This is a genomic window from Pseudomonas sp. URMO17WK12:I12, from assembly GCF_000514395.1.
Lineage (GTDB): Bacteria > Pseudomonadota > Gammaproteobacteria > Pseudomonadales > Pseudomonadaceae > Aquipseudomonas > Aquipseudomonas mucoides.
This window is the reverse complement of sequence record NZ_AZVV01000021.1, coordinates 49780-65386: the sequence shown is the minus strand read 5'-3', so window position 1 is coordinate 65386 and position 15607 is coordinate 49780. Positions and strand designations below refer to the sequence as shown.

Below are 15607 nucleotides of genomic sequence, written 5' to 3'. Positions count from 1 at the left end.
CTGTACAGAAAGGTAAACGAGGCCCCTATGACTGTACCTATCGCAATCATCGGCACCGGCATCGCCGGGCTCTCAGCCGCTCAGGCCCTGACTGACGCAGGGCATGTCGTTCAACTTTTCGATAAAAGCCGCGGCAGTGGCGGACGCATGTCGAGCAAACGCAGCGATGCGGGTGCTCTGGACATGGGCGCGCAATATTTCACTGCCCGCGACCGGCGCTTCGTCACCGAGGTTCAGCGTTGGCAAGCCAACGGCTGGGTCGCTGAATGGACGCCACAGCTCTATACCTACCACGGTGGCCAGCTCAACCTGTCGCCGGACGAACAGACCCGCTGGGTCGGCACGCCGCGCATGAGCGCCATCACGAGAGGCCTGCTCGGCGATCTGCAAGTGCAGTTTGCTTGCCGGATCACCGAGGTCTATCGCGGTGAAGAGCACTGGCACTTGCAGGACGCCGAAGGCTTCACTCACGGTCCGTTCAGTCATGTGGTGATCGCCACGCCAGCGCCTCAAGCCACCGCATTGCTGGCTGCGGCATCGAAGCTGGCCGGGGCTGCCGCCGGGGTAAAGATGGACCCGACCTGGGCCGTCGCCCTGGCATTCGAAACGCCGCTGGAGACCCCCATGGAAGGCTGCTTCGTGCAGGACAGCCCACTCGACTGGCTGGCCCGCAACCGCAGCAAGCCGGGACGTGACAACACCATGGATACGTGGGTACTGCATGCGACCAGCGCCTGGAGCCGCCAACACATCGACCTGTCCAAGGAAGCGGTGATCGAGCAGCTGCACGGTGCGTTCGCTGAGTTGCTGCACGATTCCATGCCTGCCCCGAGCTTCAGCCTCGCCCACCGCTGGCTCTATGCCCGCCCCGCCAGCAGCCACGAATGGGGCGCGCTCGCCGATGCCGACCTGGGCCTTTACGTATGCGGCGACTGGTGCCTGTCCGGGCGGGTTGAAGGCGCTTGGCTCAGTGGCCAGGAAGCCGCTCGCCGACTGCATGAGCACCTGCAGTGAACGGCATCAATCCCAATAAATTGCTGCTGTCGAAGTGGACAGCAGCCCATCCGCAACACCGCGAAAAACACTTTCTGGTGACCGAGGTATTCCGTGACGAGGAAGGCACGGTGCTGGAAGTCGAGTTGCAGGCGGTGCTGACCAAGCGCAGTGAACGCCTCGATTGGCGAACCCTCAAGAACAGCGACACCTGGCATTTGGGCTGGAAGTAGAACCGATGGAAGTGAGCTCGCTCCCACAGGGGTCGCCTGGGCGACGATAAAACCTATACAAAAAATTTGACTTGTACACCTTTGAATCTATGATGGAGATTATGTTGTACAGAGAACCAACTCTGTACAAGTTTAGATTCGAGGTGCTTCGATGCGCGACCAGCCAGCGACCCGACCAAAAATAGCTATCAGCGCCTGCCTGATGGGCGCCGTGGTTCGCTATAACGGCGGGCACAAGGAATCACGCCTGTGCAGTCGAACACTCGCTGATCATTTCGATTTTGTCCCGGTGTGCCCGGAAGTTGCCATCGGCCTCGGTATCCCCCGTGAACCGATTCGCCTGGTCGGCAACCCACTGCATCCCGAAGCGGTAGGCAGCGTTAACGCCGAGCTCAACGTTACCCGCCCACTCAAAGAATACGGCCAGACAATGGCGGGTCAGTTAAGCGACATTTGCGGCTACATCTTTATGCAAAAGTCCCCGTCGTGCGGCCTGGAAAGGGTCAAGGTCTATCAGGCCAACGGTGTACCAGTGGAGGGCGGCGGACGCGGTCTCTATGCCGAGGCATTCTGTGCACTGCACCCTGACCTGCCGGTAGAGGAAGACGGCCGCCTCAACGACCCGGTGCTGCGAGAAAACTTTCTGACTCGCGTGTTTGCCTACAGCGCCTGGCAACAATTACTGCAAAAAGGCCTGACCCGCCGCGACCTCACCGAGTTTCACTCGCGCTACAAATACCTGCTGATGGCGCATAACCCGGTGCAGTACAAAACCCTGGGCAATCTGCTGGGCAACATGGGCCAGACCGATCCTGAAGAACTCGGCCCACGCTACTTCCGCGAACTGATGGAGGCCTTGAAAAAATGCGCCACGCGGCGCACCCACACCAACGTCCTGCAACACATCAGCGGTTATCTCAAGCAAGTCACCAGCCCTGAAGACAAACAGGAAATGCAGCACGTCATCAGCCAGTACCGCCAAGGCATCGTGCCGCTGGTGGTGCCATTGACCCTGCTCAAGCACTACTTCCGCCAGTACCCGGATCCCTACATTGCGCAACAGGTTTACCTGCAACCGCACCCGGAAAACCTCAGCCTGCGAAACGCGATCTAATGAAATCCCCACTCGACACCAGCGCCAGCGAAGACCTCGGCGACGACTTTAAAAAAGCGTTGGACGAAGGCTGGCTGCCGATCCGTGAAGTGGCGCGCCAGACCGGTGTGAACGCCGTGACACTGCGCGCCTGGGAACGGCGCTACGGGCTGATCGTTCCGCAACGCACACCCAAGGGCCATCGGCTGTTCTCTGCCGAACACGTTCAACGCATCCAGACGATCCTCACCTGGCTCAATCGCGGCGTGGCCGTCAGCCAGGTCAAGCAGTTGCTGGACACGCCGCAAGCGTTTAGCGAACCCGTTGAAAACGACTGGCAGGTGTTGCGCCAGACGCTGCTGCACGCGGTGTCGCAACTGAACGAACGCACCCTGGATGACACCGTCAATCAAGCCATGGCGCTGTACCCACCGCGCACCTTGTGCGAACAACTGCTGATGCCATTGCTGGCAGAACTGGACCAACGCTGGCAGGGCCAGTTTGGTGCCCAGATGGAACGGGCATTCTTTTATTCGTGGTTACGCAGCAAATTCGGCGCACGCATCTACCATAACAATCGTCAGTTGCGCGCCGCGCCCCTGCTGTTGATCAATCACTCCGATGTACCACTGGAACCTCAGCTGTGGCTCACCGCCTGGCTGATCAGCAGCGCCGATTGCCCGGTGGAGGTGTTCGACTGGCCTCTACCTGCCGGCGAGCTCGCAATGGCGGTTGATCACCTGCAAGCCCGAGGCGTACTGCTGTATTCCAGCAAAGCCATGAACCTTTCCCAGTTGCCAAAACTGTTGAATGGCGTCAGTTGCCCAAAAATGATTGCCGGACCAACGGTATGCATCCACCACGCCGAGTTGTCCGTAAGAACTTCCGGAATCGTTGATTTGTCCTTCGCGGAAGACCCGTTATCGGCGCATCAGGCACTGGTTCTGCGTGGGCTAATTTAATGAATCGTGCGGACACAACCATGCAATTGATCTGGCTGCGCAGCGACTTGCGCCTACATGACAACACCGCCCTCTCGGCTGCCGCGGCTCGCGGCCCTACGGTGGCGGTATACCTGTTGAGCCCGCAGCAGTGGCTGGAACACGACGATGCGCCATGCAAAGTGGATTTCTGGCTGCGAAACTTGCGTGAACTGAATCGCGCACTGGGTGATCTGAACATCCCCTTGCTGATCCGCAACGCATCTCACTGGGATGAAGCGCCGAAGGTGCTGCTCGAAATGTGTCAGCAGTTGAAGGTCGACGCCGTACACGTGAACGAAGAGTACGGTGTTCATGAAAGCCGTCGTGATGCGGCGGTGGCCCAAACGCTGAACGCCAATGGCATCGACTTCCATAGCTACCTTGACCAATTGCTGTTCAAACCGGGCACCGTGCTCACCAGGACCGGCACTTACTTTCAGGTCTTCAGTCAGTTCCGCAAGGTCTGCTACGACAGATTGCGCGGGTCATTGCCGAGCCTGATCGCTGCGCCGGCTGTCCAGGCGCCACTGGCGATCAACAACGAAAACATTCCCTCAAGCGTCGACGGCTTCGAAACACCGAGTGAAAGCCTGCGCACACTCTGGCCCGCCGGTGAAGCCGAAGCCCGACGCCGCCTCGACACCTTCGCCGACGCTCAGATCGACTACTACAAAGACGAACGGGACTTCCCGGCCAAGCCCGGCACCAGCCAGCTCTCGGCCTATCTCGCCGCCGGGGTGATTTCCCCGCGCCAATGCCTGCACGCCGCCCTGCAAACCAATCAGGGCGAATTCGAAAGCGGCAAGGTCGGCGCTGTCACCTGGATCAACGAATTGCTGTGGCGCGAGTTCTACAAACATATTCTGGTGGGTTACCCGCGAGTCTCCCGCCATCGCGCCTTTCGCCCGGAAACCGAAGCCCTTGCCTGGCGCAACGCTCCAGAAGAACTGCTGGCGTGGCAAGAAGCGCGCACCGGTCTGCCGATCATCGACGCGGCCATGCGTCAATTGCTTGAGACCGGCTGGATGCACAACCGGCTGCGCATGGTGGTGGCGATGTTCCTGACCAAGAACCTGCTGATCGACTGGCGCGAAGGCGAGCGCTTTTTCATGCGGCACTTGATCGACGGCGATCTGGCGGCGAATAACGGTGGATGGCAGTGGAGCTCATCCACCGGCACCGATTCGGCGCCCTACTTCCGGATTTTCAACCCGCTGAGCCAATCGGAAAAATTCGACACCGAAGGCGTGTTCATCAAGCACTGGCTGCCAGAACTGGCCGGGCTCAATAAAAAGGAAGTTCACAATCCGGCCAACCTCGGCGGACTGTTCGGTGTGGCGGATTATCCATCGCCGATCGTCAATCTGAGCACGTCCCGACAACGAGCGCTGGCCGCGTTCAAGAGCCTGCCTTCGCGACAACAGGCCGGAGGACGCCATGAGTGATTTCCTGCGGCGTTTTGCCGAGCAGTTTGCGGCCTTGGACAAGGACAACCTGCACCACCTCAATCAGCTTTACACCCATGATGTGCAATTCACTGACCCGCTGCATGAAGTACAAGGCCTGGTGGCGTTGCGCAGCTACTTCACCGATCTCTATACCAATGTCAGTGACCTGCATTTCGAGTTTCACGGTTTCGACCACATCAGTGAAGGCGAAGGCTATCTGCGCTGGGTCATGAGTTACCGCCACCCGCGCCTGGCCAACGGCCAGTTGATACGAGTGGAAGGTTGCTCTCACCTGCTTTGGCGCGACAAGGTTTATCGGCATCGGGATTACTTCGATGCCGGGGCGTTGATTTACGAACATCTACCCGTATTGGGTCGGGCGATTGCCTGGCTAAAAAGGAGAATGGGATGAGTCTGGCAACTCCACGGCGCTACTGGTTGACCGGCGCCAGCAGCGGTATTGGCGCCTCGCTGGCCGAAGAAATACTCAAGACCGGCGCTCACGTGGCCGTCAGTGCACGCTCGACAGCCGTGTTGAAGGTCTTGTCCTTGCGCTATCCCGGACAAGTGCTGGTGGTGCCGGGTGACCTGACCAACAGCCAGCAGGTGCGTGAAATCGGTGAGCAGATTGCGCAAGTCTGGGGCTCGCTGGACACCGTTATTCTCAACGCGGGCACCTGCGAATACATCGACGTCCAGCAATTTGACTCATCGATTGTCGAACACGTGGTGCGCACCAATCTGCTCGCCAGCGCCTATTGCATCGAGGCGGCGTTACCATTGCTGCGCAAAGGCACCGCGCCGCACCTGGTGGCCGTCGCGAGCTCCGTTACGTACTTGCCGCTGCCGCGTGCCGAAGCCTATGGTGCGTCGAAGGCCGGGCTGCGCTACCTGTTTGAATCGCTGCGCATTGATCTCGCGCCGGAAGGCATCGAAGTCACTATTGTCAGCCCAGGCTTCGTCGAGACACCGCTGACGGCCAAGAATGACTTCCCGATGCCGCTCAGTTGGCCGGTGGGTAAAGCGGCCCGGCACATCTTCGCCAAACTCAAGAACCGGCCATTGGAGATCGCGTTTCCCGGCCTGTTCATGGCGGCACTGTGGCCTCTGTCGAAAATGCCCAACGCGGTGAAACTGGCCATCGGCAAACGCATGGTGCGCAGCCCTGCGCCGATCCAGGATCGCCCATGAACATCGCCATCATCGGCAGCGGCATCTCGGGACTGACCTGCGCCTACCTGCTGAATCGCCGGCATGAGATCACCCTGTTCGAGGCTGGCAACCGGGCGGGCGGTCATACCCACACGGTCGACGTGTCGGTCGATGGCCAGCGCTATGCGGTCGACACCGGTTTCATTGTCTTCAACAACCGGACCTACCCGAATTTCATCCGCCTGCTGGGCCAGCTCGGGGTGGGTTTCAAACCGACTGAGATGAGTTTCTCGGTGACGGACCCGGATACCGGTCTTGAGTACAACGGCAACAATCTGAACAGCCTGTTCGCCCAACGCCGCAACCTGTTGTCGCCCGGATTCTGGGGCATGTTGCGCGATATTCTGCGCTTCAATAAAGAAGCCCAGCGCGACCTGGCGCAAGGGCGCATCGCCGCCGACACCACGCTGGATGATTACTTGAAGGCCGGACACTACGGCGAGCGCTTTATCCTGCATTACATCGTGCCCATGGGGGCGGCGATCTGGTCAATGTCCATGGCGGACATGCTCGGTTTCCCATTGCAGTTTTTTGTGCGGTTTTTCAAGAATCACGGGCTGTTGTCCGTCAACAATCGCCCGCAATGGTGTGTGATTGAAGGCGGTTCCAATGCCTACGTCGGACCGCTGACCGCCTCATTTCGCGAGAAGATTCGTCTCAACTGCCCCGTGACGCGCGTCGAGCGTGATGACGCAGGTGTGGTTATTCACAGCGTTGCTGGCAGCGAACGCTTCGATAAAGTCGTGTTTGCCTGCCACAGCGATCAGGCGTTGAAACTGTTGGCCAGGCCGAGCGATGCGGAACGGTCGATCCTCGGTGCCCTGCCCTACGCCGATAACGAAGTGGTGCTGCACACTGATACGCGCTTGCTGCCCGTGGGCAAACGGGCCTGGGCCAGCTGGAATTATCGCCTAGGAGGCGCCGGTCACACACTGGCCGCCGTCACCTACGACATGAACATCCTCCAAGGTTTGCAGAGCGATACCACGTTTTGCGTCAGCCTCAACCAGAGCGCCGGCATCAGCCCTGACAAAGTGCTCGGCACATTCACCTACGCCCATCCGCAATACAGCCTGGCAGCCGTCGCCGCGCAAGGTCGTTGGGATGAACTGGATGGCACACAACACAGCCATTTTTGCGGCGCTTATTGGGCCAACGGTTTCCATGAAGACGGTGTGGTCAGCGCCTTGCGAGTCGCCCGCTCCTTTGGAGAAGTGCTGTGAACAGCGCCCTCTACAGCGGCTGGATTGCCCACCGGCGGTTTGCCCCAAGGCACCACGCCTTCCGCTATCGGATCGGCCTGCTGTACCTGGACCTCGACGAGCAGGACGCCGTGCTCGGCTTGTCGCCCCTGTCCGGCACCAGCCGCTTTGCACCCTACTCGTTTCGCGAAACGGATTACCTGAAAACCTTTACCGGCAAGGGCATGCGCCTGATTGATGCGGTTCGCCAGCAAGTCAGCGAAGTCATCGGCCATGCCCCGCAAGGGTCGATATGCCTGCTGACACAGGTGCGCAGTTGGGGTCTGTCGTTCAATCCGGTGAGTTTCTTCTATTGCCATGAAGCCGATGGGCAATTGGCTGCGATTGTTTGCGAAGTCACTAACACGCCGTGGCGAGAACGTTTTCTCTATGTGTTGCCAGCGAGGTCGCCTGAGAACCGGTTCGATTTCCATCAGCATTTCGTGGTGACCAAGGCATTTGATGTATCGCCATTTTTACCGCGGGATCTCGAGTATCGGATGAGTTTCAGCCCTGTCGCCAACACGCTCGGCGTGCACATGGCGGACTGGCAGGGTGAACTGAAACTCTTCGACGCCACCCTGAACCTGCATCGCGAAACGCTAAACCGCAGCAGCCTGCACCGTTACCTGCGGCAGTTTCCCTGGATGACCGCGAAAACCTGCCTGGCGATTTACTGGCAGGCGCTGCGCCTTTTGCTTAAACGCACCCCGGTGTTTGCTCATCGGGTTGCCGTTGGTAGCGTTCAAACCGCCATACCCCCCTCCAAGGATCGCCGTCATGAAATCCTCTAGCCTCTTGGGCAAAGTCAATTTGTCCGGCCCCCACAGCTTGACCGGAGCGTTGCTGCGCCGCGGCGTGCTACGGCAACTTGCAGCGCTTAAACACGGGCAACTGGTGGTCATCGAGGACGGCGAACGGCATGTCTTCGGCACGGCCGGCAGTCATCTGATCGGGGAAATTCACATCCTCGACGCCGCGGCATGGGGATGGGTGGCGAGCAACGGTTCCATTGGCGCGGGTGAAGCGTTCATCCACGGTTATTGGAGTTCGCCGGACCTGACCGCCGTGGTGCGCGTCTTCGTCAGCAACCTCGACGTGCTGGATGCGCTGGAAGGTGGCCTGGCAAAACTCGGCCGGCCTTTCGTTCAAGGACTGCACTGGCTCAATCGCAACACCCGCAAGGGCTCGCAGAAAAACATCGCCGCCCATTACGACCTGGGCAATGACCTGTTCGAGCAGTTTCTCGATCCGACCATGATGTATTCCGCTGCGCAATTCCTTAGCCCCGAAGACAGCCTCGAACAGGCGCAGTTGAACAAACTCGAAAGGATCTGCCAGAAACTGGCCTTGCAACCCAACGATCACCTGCTGGAAATCGGCACCGGCTGGGGCAGCATGGCGCTTTACGCCGCGCAGCATTACGGCTGCAAGGTCACCACCACCACGCTCTCGAAAGAGCAGTTCGCGTTTACCGCCCAACGAATCGAAACCCTCGGCCTGCAAGGCCAGGTCACACTGTTGCTCAAGGATTACCGCGACCTCACCGGTCAGTACGACAAACTGGTGTCGATCGAGATGATCGAAGCAGTCGGTCACCGCTTTCTGCCGACTTACTTCAAGCAATGCGCGCACTTGCTCAAAAGCAACGGCTTGATGCTGCTGCAGGCCATCACCATTCGCGAGCAACGCTACGAACAGGCCAAGGGCAACGTCGACTTCATCCAACGCTACATCTTCCCCGGCGGTGCCCTTCCGTGCGTGCAGAAAATGCTCGAGATCGTCAGTCGCGACACCGACATGAACCTGCTGCACATGGAGGATTTCGGTTTGCACTACGCGCGAACCCTGCGCCTGTGGCATGACAATTTTCGACGTGCCCAGGGCCGTTTGAGCGAGTTGGGCTACGACGATTATTTCCTGCGGCTTTGGGAGTTTTACCTGTGCTACTGCGAAGGCGGCTTTTTGGAGCGCACCATCGGCACGGCACAATTGCTGTTGGCCAAACCGTCTGCGATCACCGCGCCGCTGCTGGGCCGTTTCGATGCCTGAACGCGTGGCTAATGCAGTATTGTTTCAGCTTGGCTGGTTTGCCTGCGTGGTCGGCGGCAGCAGCCTGTGGTTGCTGGTGCCACTGGCAGTGCTGGTGATTCATCTGCTGTGGATAAGTCGCTGGACCGATGAAGGTCGATTGATTCTCAGCGTTGTGCTGCTGGGCACCACTGTCGACAGTTCATTGCGCTGGCTGGGCGTATTCGATTTCAACGACGTCGCGCCATTGATTCCGTTGTGGTTGATGCTGTTGTGGGCACTGCTGGCAACGACGTTGCGTCATAGCCTGGCGTGGACCGCCAACCCCTGGTGGCTCGGTAGCATGCTCGGCGCCGTCGGCGGGCCATTGTCGTATTACGCAGGCGGACAATTGGCGGACGTGCAGTTTCCTTATGGACAATGGCCGACCTTGATTGGCATCGGGCTGCTTTGGGCAGCCCTGTTTCCTGCACTTCACTTCATGGCGCAGCGACTCACGTCAGACACCCGCCACTGAGCGTCCGTCTGGCCTTTCACACAGCAGCGGCCCACTGCCTTACACTGCGCACCATGAAAACCATTCCCCACACGCAAATCGCCGAGCCGGCTGTCACGTGCTCGACCTGCGCGGCTTGCTGCTGTCAGCTCGAAGTGATGCTGATCACCGACACGGGCGTGCCTGAACGTTTTATCGATACGGATGATTGGGGCGGGGAAGTCATGCTGCGTCTGGACGACGGCTGGTGTGCGGCGCTGGATCGCAACAGCATGATGTGCACCATCTACGAAAAGCGCCCGCTGATCTGCCGGGAATTCGAGATGGGCGCACCGGAATGCATCGAAGAACGCCAGGGGATCAGCACGGCGTATCGGTAACCTGAAAAGGCGTTGCACCTTCTGACGCCATCGCGGGCAAGCCATGCTTCCACAGGAGATTGCGTCACCTGTGGGAGCGTGGCTTGCTCGCGATGCTTTTGAAGTTACAACGGCATTGTGTAGTGCAGCGAGTAGCTTTCTACGCCGTCGTTGTGACTGGCCATGCCCGCATTGGAATAATGCGTCGCTCGAATCCCGACTTCGTGCCCGCCGGTGAAACGCAGGCCAGCGCCGAAACGGTCTTCGAACTGGAAAGCCTGGCCAATGTTGTTGTCTTCGACTTCAGTGTGGGAGAACACCGCCACACCAATCCCCGCCTCGAGGTAAGGTTTGATCGACTGCCCGGCAAATTCGTAAACGAACACCGGCGAGAACGACAGGCTGTTGTTGCTGGAGCTCTTGTCACCTTCCCAATAGGTATAGGCGCCACTCCAGTAACCGGTCAGGCGACCCACGTCGCTTTGCCACCAGCTCTGATCCCAGTCGAATTGCATGCCCAGTCGATAGGTCATGGTTGATTCGGTGGTCTGACCGACCCCGAACTCCACGCCTGCCGCCTGTGCGGTAAAACTTTGCCCCATCAAAGCGGCCGCAATCGCGGCCAAGCAGAATAGTCGCTTCACTAGAAACATCCTTTTCCGAACGATTTCGTATGGTTTTTTTGTTACTCAACGCTATAGAAGTCGACGCTTAATCAGAAGTTCACCCCAATTACCCGCACTGCCCCAACTTTTTAGTTAACGCTCGAAGCTTCTCACAACGCCGGCCGTATTCCACAGTATCGGCAAGATATTTCTGAAATGAACCGGATCGGCACTCGTCCAGAACTCGGCAGCACGCGCCGGCCCGTCAGCGAGCAGTTCACGCTCGGCCAACAGACGCTGAAGTTGTCGCGCAACAGCCGCCCCCGTGTCGATCAGGCTGATGTCATCGGGGATCATCTGCTTTAGCAAAGGCTTCAGGAAGGGATAATGCGTGCAGCCCAAAATCAAGGTGTCGCACCCGGCGCCGAGCAACGGCTCGACATACCTGGCCAACAACTGGCGCAATGCCTCGCTGTGCAGATCACCGTTTTCAATCAGTTCTACCAGGCCGGGACACGGTTGAGTGATGACGCGCACATCGGTGGCGAAACGGTCGAGCAACGCGGCGAATTTGGCACTCTGCAAGGTGCCGGTGGTGGCGAGCACGCCAACCACGCCACTGCGGGTCGCGGCGGCGGCGGGCTTGACCGCCGGCTCCATGCCGACAATCGGCCACTGCGGATAATCGCGACGCAAGTCAGCGACGCCAGCGACGGTCGCGGTGTTGCACGCCAGCACCAGGGCTTTGGCGCCCTGCTGCTGGAAAAAATCGGCCATGACGCTGCAGCGCTGGCGGATGAATTCCGGGGTTTTCTCGCCGTAGGGAATGTTCCCGCAGTCGGCGACGTACAGCAGTGACTCGTTAGGCAGCAACCGCTGGATCTCGGCCAGCACCGAGAGCCCACCGACGCCGGAGTCGAACACGCCAATCGGCGCTTCACGCATGTGTCGAACCACAGACGCTGCAACCCGGATCACGCTTGACCCGTAATTCACGGAAGCGCGAGCCCAGCGCATCGATCAGCAACAGACGCCCCACCAGCGGCTCCCCGAAACCGACCAACAGTTTCAGGGCTTCCAGTGCCTGAAGGCTTCCGACCAGCCCCACCAACGGACCGACGACGCCGGCTTCACTGCACGTCAGTTCGGCTTCGCTGCCATGCCCGTATAAGCAGTGGTAGCACGGACTTTCCGGACGGCGCGGGTCGAACACCGACAACTGCCCTTCGAGACGAATCGCCGCGCCGCTGACCAGCGGTTTGCAGGCAGCGACGCAGGCAGCATTGACCGCTTCGCGGGTGGAGAAATTGTCGGAGCAGTCCAGCACCAGATCCACCGCGGCTACCGCTGCCGCGAGGGAATCTTCGTCCAGCGCGGTGCGGTGGGCGATCAATTGAATCTCGGGATTGATGGCGGTCAAACGGCGAATCGCCGAGTCAACCTTGCTCAGGCCGACGCTATCGGTGTCGTGAATAATCTGGCGCTGCAGGTTGGTCAGGTCGACCGTGTCGAAGTCGGCGAGGTGCAACTCACCCACACCCGCCGCGGCCAGGTACAGCGCAACCGGTGAGCCGAGACCACCGAGGCCGACAATCAACACGCGGCTTTCTTTCAGTCGCAACTGACCGTCGATGTCGACGTGTTGCAGCAGAATCTGCCGACTGTAGCGCAACAATTCCTGATCATTCAGCACGGCAGGCGTCCCAGGCTGATACGTTCGTGCCCACCCAGATCTATTCGGCTGTGGACGTTTTCAAAGCCGCGGGTCAGCAGCAAGTCGCGCACGGCACTGGCTTGATCGTAGCCGTGTTCGAGCATCAGCCAGCCACCCGCGTCCAGATAATCCGGCGCCTGGGCGACGATCAAGCGCAGATCGTCGAGCCCGTCGACACCGGCCACCAAGGCACTGGCCGGCTCGAAGCGCACATCGCCTTCCACCAGATGCGGATCGGAAGACGGGATGTAAGGCGGGTTGCTGATGATCAGTTGGAAACGCTGGCCAGCCAGGGCGCTGAACCAATGACTGCTCAGCACCGTGGCGTTATTGAGGTGCAGGCGTTGACGGTTGCGCTCGGCCAGGGCCACAGCTTCCAGCACGCGATCCACCGCCGTGACCTTCCAGCCCGGACGTTCGCTGGCCAAGGCCAGGGCGATGGCGCCGCTGCCGGTGCCGAGATCGAGGACCTTGGCCGGGGTCGCCGGCAACAGCTCAAGCGCGGCTTCCACCAGCAATTCCGTGTCAGGACGCGGGATCAGCGTGTGCGGTGCCACTTCCAGGTCCAGCTTCCAGAACCCTTGCTGCCCCAGAATGTAAGCCACCGGCTCACCGCCACGACGACGCTGCAGGTAACTGGCAAACGTCAGCGCCGCTTCACTGGGAACAATGCGCTCCGGCCAGGTGTGGAGAAAACTGCGCGGCTTGCCCAACGCGGCAGCCAGCAACAACTCGGCATCCAGACGCGCAGTCGGCGAGTCGGGCAAGTCGGCGGCGCGCAACAAACTGGCAATGATCGTCATTTACTCACCTATCGCCGCCAATTGATCAGCCTGGTACTCGGCCAGCAACGGCTCGATCACCGCATCGACCCCGCCGGCGAGAATTTCGTCGAGCGAGTACAGCGTCAGGTTGACCCGGTGGTCGGTGACCCGGCCCTGGGCGAAGTTGTAGGTACGAATCCGCTCCGAACGATCACCGGAACCGACCAGTAACTTACGCTCGCTGGCGATGGCATTGGCCGCGGCGCTGGTCTGCTGATCGTTGAGTTTGGCCGACAGCCAGGACATCGCCCGGGCGCGGTTCTTGTGCTGGGAACGTTCTTCCTGGCACTCCACGACAATGCCGGATGGCAAGTGCGTGATGCGGATGGCCGAGTCGGTCTTGTTGACGTGCTGACCACCGGCACCGGAGGAGCGATAGGTATCGACCCGCAGGTCCGCCGGGTTGATTTCGATCGCTTCCTGCTCGTCCGGCTCAGGCAACACCGCCACGGTGCAGGCCGAGGTGTGGATTCGGCCCTGGGACTCGGTGGCCGGCACCCGTTGCACGCGATGCGCGCCGGATTCGAATTTCAGTTTGCCGTAAACGTTGTCGCCTTCGACCCGGGCAATGACTTCTTTATAGCCACCGTGTTCGCCCTCGTTCTCGGAGAGGATTTCCACCCGCCAGCCGCGACGCTCGGCGTAACGCGAATACATGCGGAACAGGTCGCCGGAGAAAATTGCGGCCTCGTCGCCGCCGGTGCCGGCACGAATTTCGAGGAACACGTTGCGCCCGTCGTTCGGGTCTTTGGGCAGCAGCATGCGTTGCAGGCTGGCTTCGAGTTCGATCAGTTGCTCCTTGGCTTCGCGGACTTCTTCCACGGCCATTTCACGCATGTCCGGGTCGCTGTCCTTGAGCAGTGCCTGGGCGCCTTCGAGGTCGCCTTGCACTTTGAGCAACTGCTTATAGGTGCCGACGATGGGCTCGACCTCTGCGTATTCCTTGGAGTAGGTGCGGAATTTGTTCTGATCGGAAATGACTTCGCCATCGCCAAGCAAGGCGGTCAATTCCTCGAAACGGTCCTGGAGGATGTCCAGCTTATTGAGCAGTGACGCTTTCATTGCGGTTTTTTATCCGAAAAGCTATCCGATGAGCCCTCATTCAGGGCAAAGAGCTCTTGAGCCATGGCCAGCGCATCGAGGCGGCCTTCGGCAGAGAGCTTTTTCAATTGCACGCTGGGTGCATGCAACAGTTTGTTGGTCAGGCCGCGCGCCAGTTGCACCAGCACGTCTTCGGCGCTGGTGCCGTTGGCCAGCTGACGCTGGGCCTTCTGTAATTCTTCGTCACGCATGCGCTCGCTTTGCTGACGATAGGCCTTGAGCACATCCACCGCCGCCAGTTCGCGCAGGCGCACCATGAAATCTTCGGCGCCGACCGAGACCATCTCTTCCGCCGCCTGGGCTGCGCCCTGACGACTTTTGAGGTTCTCGGCGACCACTTCGTGCAGATCGTCGACGCTGTACAGGTAAACGTCGTCGAGTTCGCCGACTTCCGGCTCAATATCGCGCGGGACGGCAATGTCCACCATGAAGATCGGCTTGTGCTTGCGCAGCTTCAGCGCACTTTCCACCGCGCCTTTGCCAAGGATCGGCAACTGGCTGGCAGTGGAGCTGATGACGATGTCGCTGCGCACCAGTTCGGCCGGGATGTCCGAGAGCAACACAGCGTGAGCCCCGAACTGCTCGGCCAGAATACTCGCCCGTTCCAGGGTGCGGTTGGCGACGACGATGCGCTTCACACCCAATTCATGCAAATGACGGGCGACCAGGGTGATGGTTTCACCGGCCCCAATCAACAAGGCCTGGCTGCGTTGCAGGTCGCTGAAAATCTGTTTGGCCAGGCTGACCGCGGCAAACGCCACGGACACCGGGTTTTCGCCGATGGCGGTGTCGGTGCGCACCTGCTTGGCCGCGTTGAACGTCGCCTGAAACAAACGCCCGAGCAATGGACCGATGGTGCCGGCCTCACGCGCCACGGCGTAAGCGGATTTCATCTGGCCGAGGATCTGCGGTTCGCCCAACACCAGCGAATCGAGCCCGGAGGCGACCCGCATCATGTGACGAACTGCCGCATCATCTTCGTGCACATAACTGCTCGCACGCAGCTCTTCGAGGCTCAAATGGTGATAATCGGCCAGCCAGCGCAACACGATGTCCGCCGAAAGGTGATCCTGTTCTATATAGAGCTCACTGCGATTGCAGGTGGAGAGGATCGCAGCTTCGCGGCTGTCGGTGAGGCGGCAGAGCTGCTGCAAGGCCTCCACCAGCTGCTCAGGGGTAAAGGCCACGCGCTCGCGGACGTCTACTGACGCAGTCTTGTGGTTGATACCGAGTGCAAGGAAGGCCATTCAAGGTCGCTGATGGTGACGTGAAGC

18 protein-coding genes are annotated in these 15607 nt (G+C 59.9%); 12 read left to right on the top strand and 6 right to left on the bottom strand.

The features are described from left to right. The first annotated feature begins 27 nt into the window (after window positions 1–27). The 12 genes from D882_RS0126100 to D882_RS0126045 all read left to right on the top strand — a co-directional run bounded on the left by D882_RS0126100 (window position 28) and on the right by D882_RS0126045 (window position 10110). The gene (locus D882_RS0126100) at window positions 28–1014 is read left to right on the top strand and encodes an NAD(P)/FAD-dependent oxidoreductase (RefSeq protein WP_027925968.1); all 987 of its coding nucleotides are present in this window, start codon (window positions 28–30) and stop codon (window positions 1012–1014) included. Continuing rightward, entirely contained in the window at window positions 1011–1226 is a 216-nt protein-coding gene (locus D882_RS0126095; RefSeq protein ID WP_027925967.1) for a TIGR02450 family Trp-rich protein, read from the top strand. Before D882_RS0126100 ends, D882_RS0126095 begins: the two co-directional genes overlap by 4 nt. A 151-nt stretch (window positions 1227–1377) precedes the next feature. Next, window positions 1378–2340 (top strand): DUF523 and DUF1722 domain-containing protein, encoded by a 963-nt coding sequence (locus D882_RS0126090; RefSeq protein ID WP_027925966.1) that lies wholly within the window; start codon window positions 1378–1380, stop codon window positions 2338–2340. Continuing rightward, the gene (locus D882_RS0126085; protein ID WP_027925965.1) at window positions 2340–3281 is read left to right on the top strand and encodes a MerR family transcriptional regulator; all 942 of its coding nucleotides are present in this window, start codon (window positions 2340–2342) and stop codon (window positions 3279–3281) included. The genes D882_RS0126090 and D882_RS0126085 overlap by 1 nt, the downstream gene beginning before the upstream one ends. A gap of 20 nt (window positions 3282–3301) precedes the next feature. Further along, window positions 3302–4747, top strand: a complete 1446-nt coding sequence (gene phrB, locus D882_RS0126080; RefSeq protein ID WP_027925964.1) for a deoxyribodipyrimidine photo-lyase — start codon at window positions 3302–3304, stop codon at window positions 4745–4747. Then, window positions 4740–5162: a nuclear transport factor 2 family protein gene (locus tag D882_RS0126075; protein WP_027925963.1), complete on the top strand. Its 423-nt coding sequence runs from the start codon at window positions 4740–4742 to the stop codon at window positions 5160–5162. Before phrB ends, D882_RS0126075 begins: the two co-directional genes overlap by 8 nt. After that, the gene (locus D882_RS0126070) at window positions 5159–5941 is read left to right on the top strand and encodes an SDR family oxidoreductase (protein WP_027925962.1); all 783 of its coding nucleotides are present in this window, start codon (window positions 5159–5161) and stop codon (window positions 5939–5941) included. The genes D882_RS0126075 and D882_RS0126070 overlap by 4 nt, the downstream gene beginning before the upstream one ends. Next, window positions 5938–7185 (top strand): NAD(P)/FAD-dependent oxidoreductase, encoded by a 1248-nt coding sequence (locus D882_RS0126065; protein WP_027925961.1) that lies wholly within the window; start codon window positions 5938–5940, stop codon window positions 7183–7185. Before D882_RS0126070 ends, D882_RS0126065 begins: the two co-directional genes overlap by 4 nt. Then, window positions 7182–7997, top strand: a complete 816-nt coding sequence (locus tag D882_RS0126060; RefSeq protein ID WP_027925960.1) for a DUF1365 domain-containing protein — start codon at window positions 7182–7184, stop codon at window positions 7995–7997. The genes D882_RS0126065 and D882_RS0126060 overlap by 4 nt, the downstream gene beginning before the upstream one ends. Then, window positions 7984–9255: a cyclopropane-fatty-acyl-phospholipid synthase family protein gene (locus tag D882_RS0126055; protein ID WP_027925959.1), complete on the top strand. Its 1272-nt coding sequence runs from the start codon at window positions 7984–7986 to the stop codon at window positions 9253–9255. Before D882_RS0126060 ends, D882_RS0126055 begins: the two co-directional genes overlap by 14 nt. Then, entirely contained in the window at window positions 9248–9751 is a 504-nt protein-coding gene (locus tag D882_RS0126050; protein WP_027925958.1) for a DUF2878 domain-containing protein, read from the top strand. Before D882_RS0126055 ends, D882_RS0126050 begins: the two co-directional genes overlap by 8 nt. Before the next feature lie 53 nt (window positions 9752–9804). Continuing rightward, window positions 9805–10110, top strand: coding sequence for a YkgJ family cysteine cluster protein (locus D882_RS0126045; RefSeq protein ID WP_007942663.1), 306 nt, complete (start codon window positions 9805–9807; stop codon window positions 10108–10110). A gap of 104 nt (window positions 10111–10214) precedes the next feature. Here the strand turns inward: D882_RS0126045 and D882_RS0126040 are convergent, their stop codons facing one another. From D882_RS0126040 to hemA, 6 genes are all read right to left on the bottom strand, one after another. Further along, window positions 10215–10733 carry an acyloxyacyl hydrolase gene (locus D882_RS0126040; RefSeq protein WP_027925957.1) on the bottom strand — a complete coding sequence of 173 codons (519 nt, stop codon included), beginning with the start codon at window positions 10731–10733 and terminating at the stop codon, window positions 10215–10217. Window positions 10734–10847: 114 nt separating this feature from the next. Next, entirely contained in the window at window positions 10848–11639 is a 792-nt protein-coding gene (gene murI / locus D882_RS0126035) for a glutamate racemase (protein ID WP_027925956.1), read from the bottom strand. After that, window positions 11632–12387: a molybdopterin-synthase adenylyltransferase MoeB gene (locus tag D882_RS0126030; protein WP_027925955.1), complete on the bottom strand. Its 756-nt coding sequence runs from the start codon at window positions 12385–12387 to the stop codon at window positions 11632–11634. Before D882_RS0126030 ends, murI begins: the two co-directional genes overlap by 8 nt. Further along, on the bottom strand, window positions 12381–13211 hold the full coding sequence (prmC, locus tag D882_RS0126025) for a peptide chain release factor N(5)-glutamine methyltransferase (protein ID WP_027925954.1): 831 nt from the start codon (window positions 13209–13211) through the stop codon (window positions 12381–12383). Before prmC ends, D882_RS0126030 begins: the two co-directional genes overlap by 7 nt. Next, window positions 13212–14294, bottom strand: coding sequence for a peptide chain release factor 1 (prfA, locus tag D882_RS0126020; protein WP_027925953.1), 1083 nt, complete (start codon window positions 14292–14294; stop codon window positions 13212–13214). After that, window positions 14291–15580, bottom strand: a complete 1290-nt coding sequence (hemA, locus tag D882_RS0126015) for a glutamyl-tRNA reductase (protein ID WP_027925952.1) — start codon at window positions 15578–15580, stop codon at window positions 14291–14293. Before hemA ends, prfA begins: the two co-directional genes overlap by 4 nt. Window positions 15581–15607 lie beyond the last annotated feature (27 nt).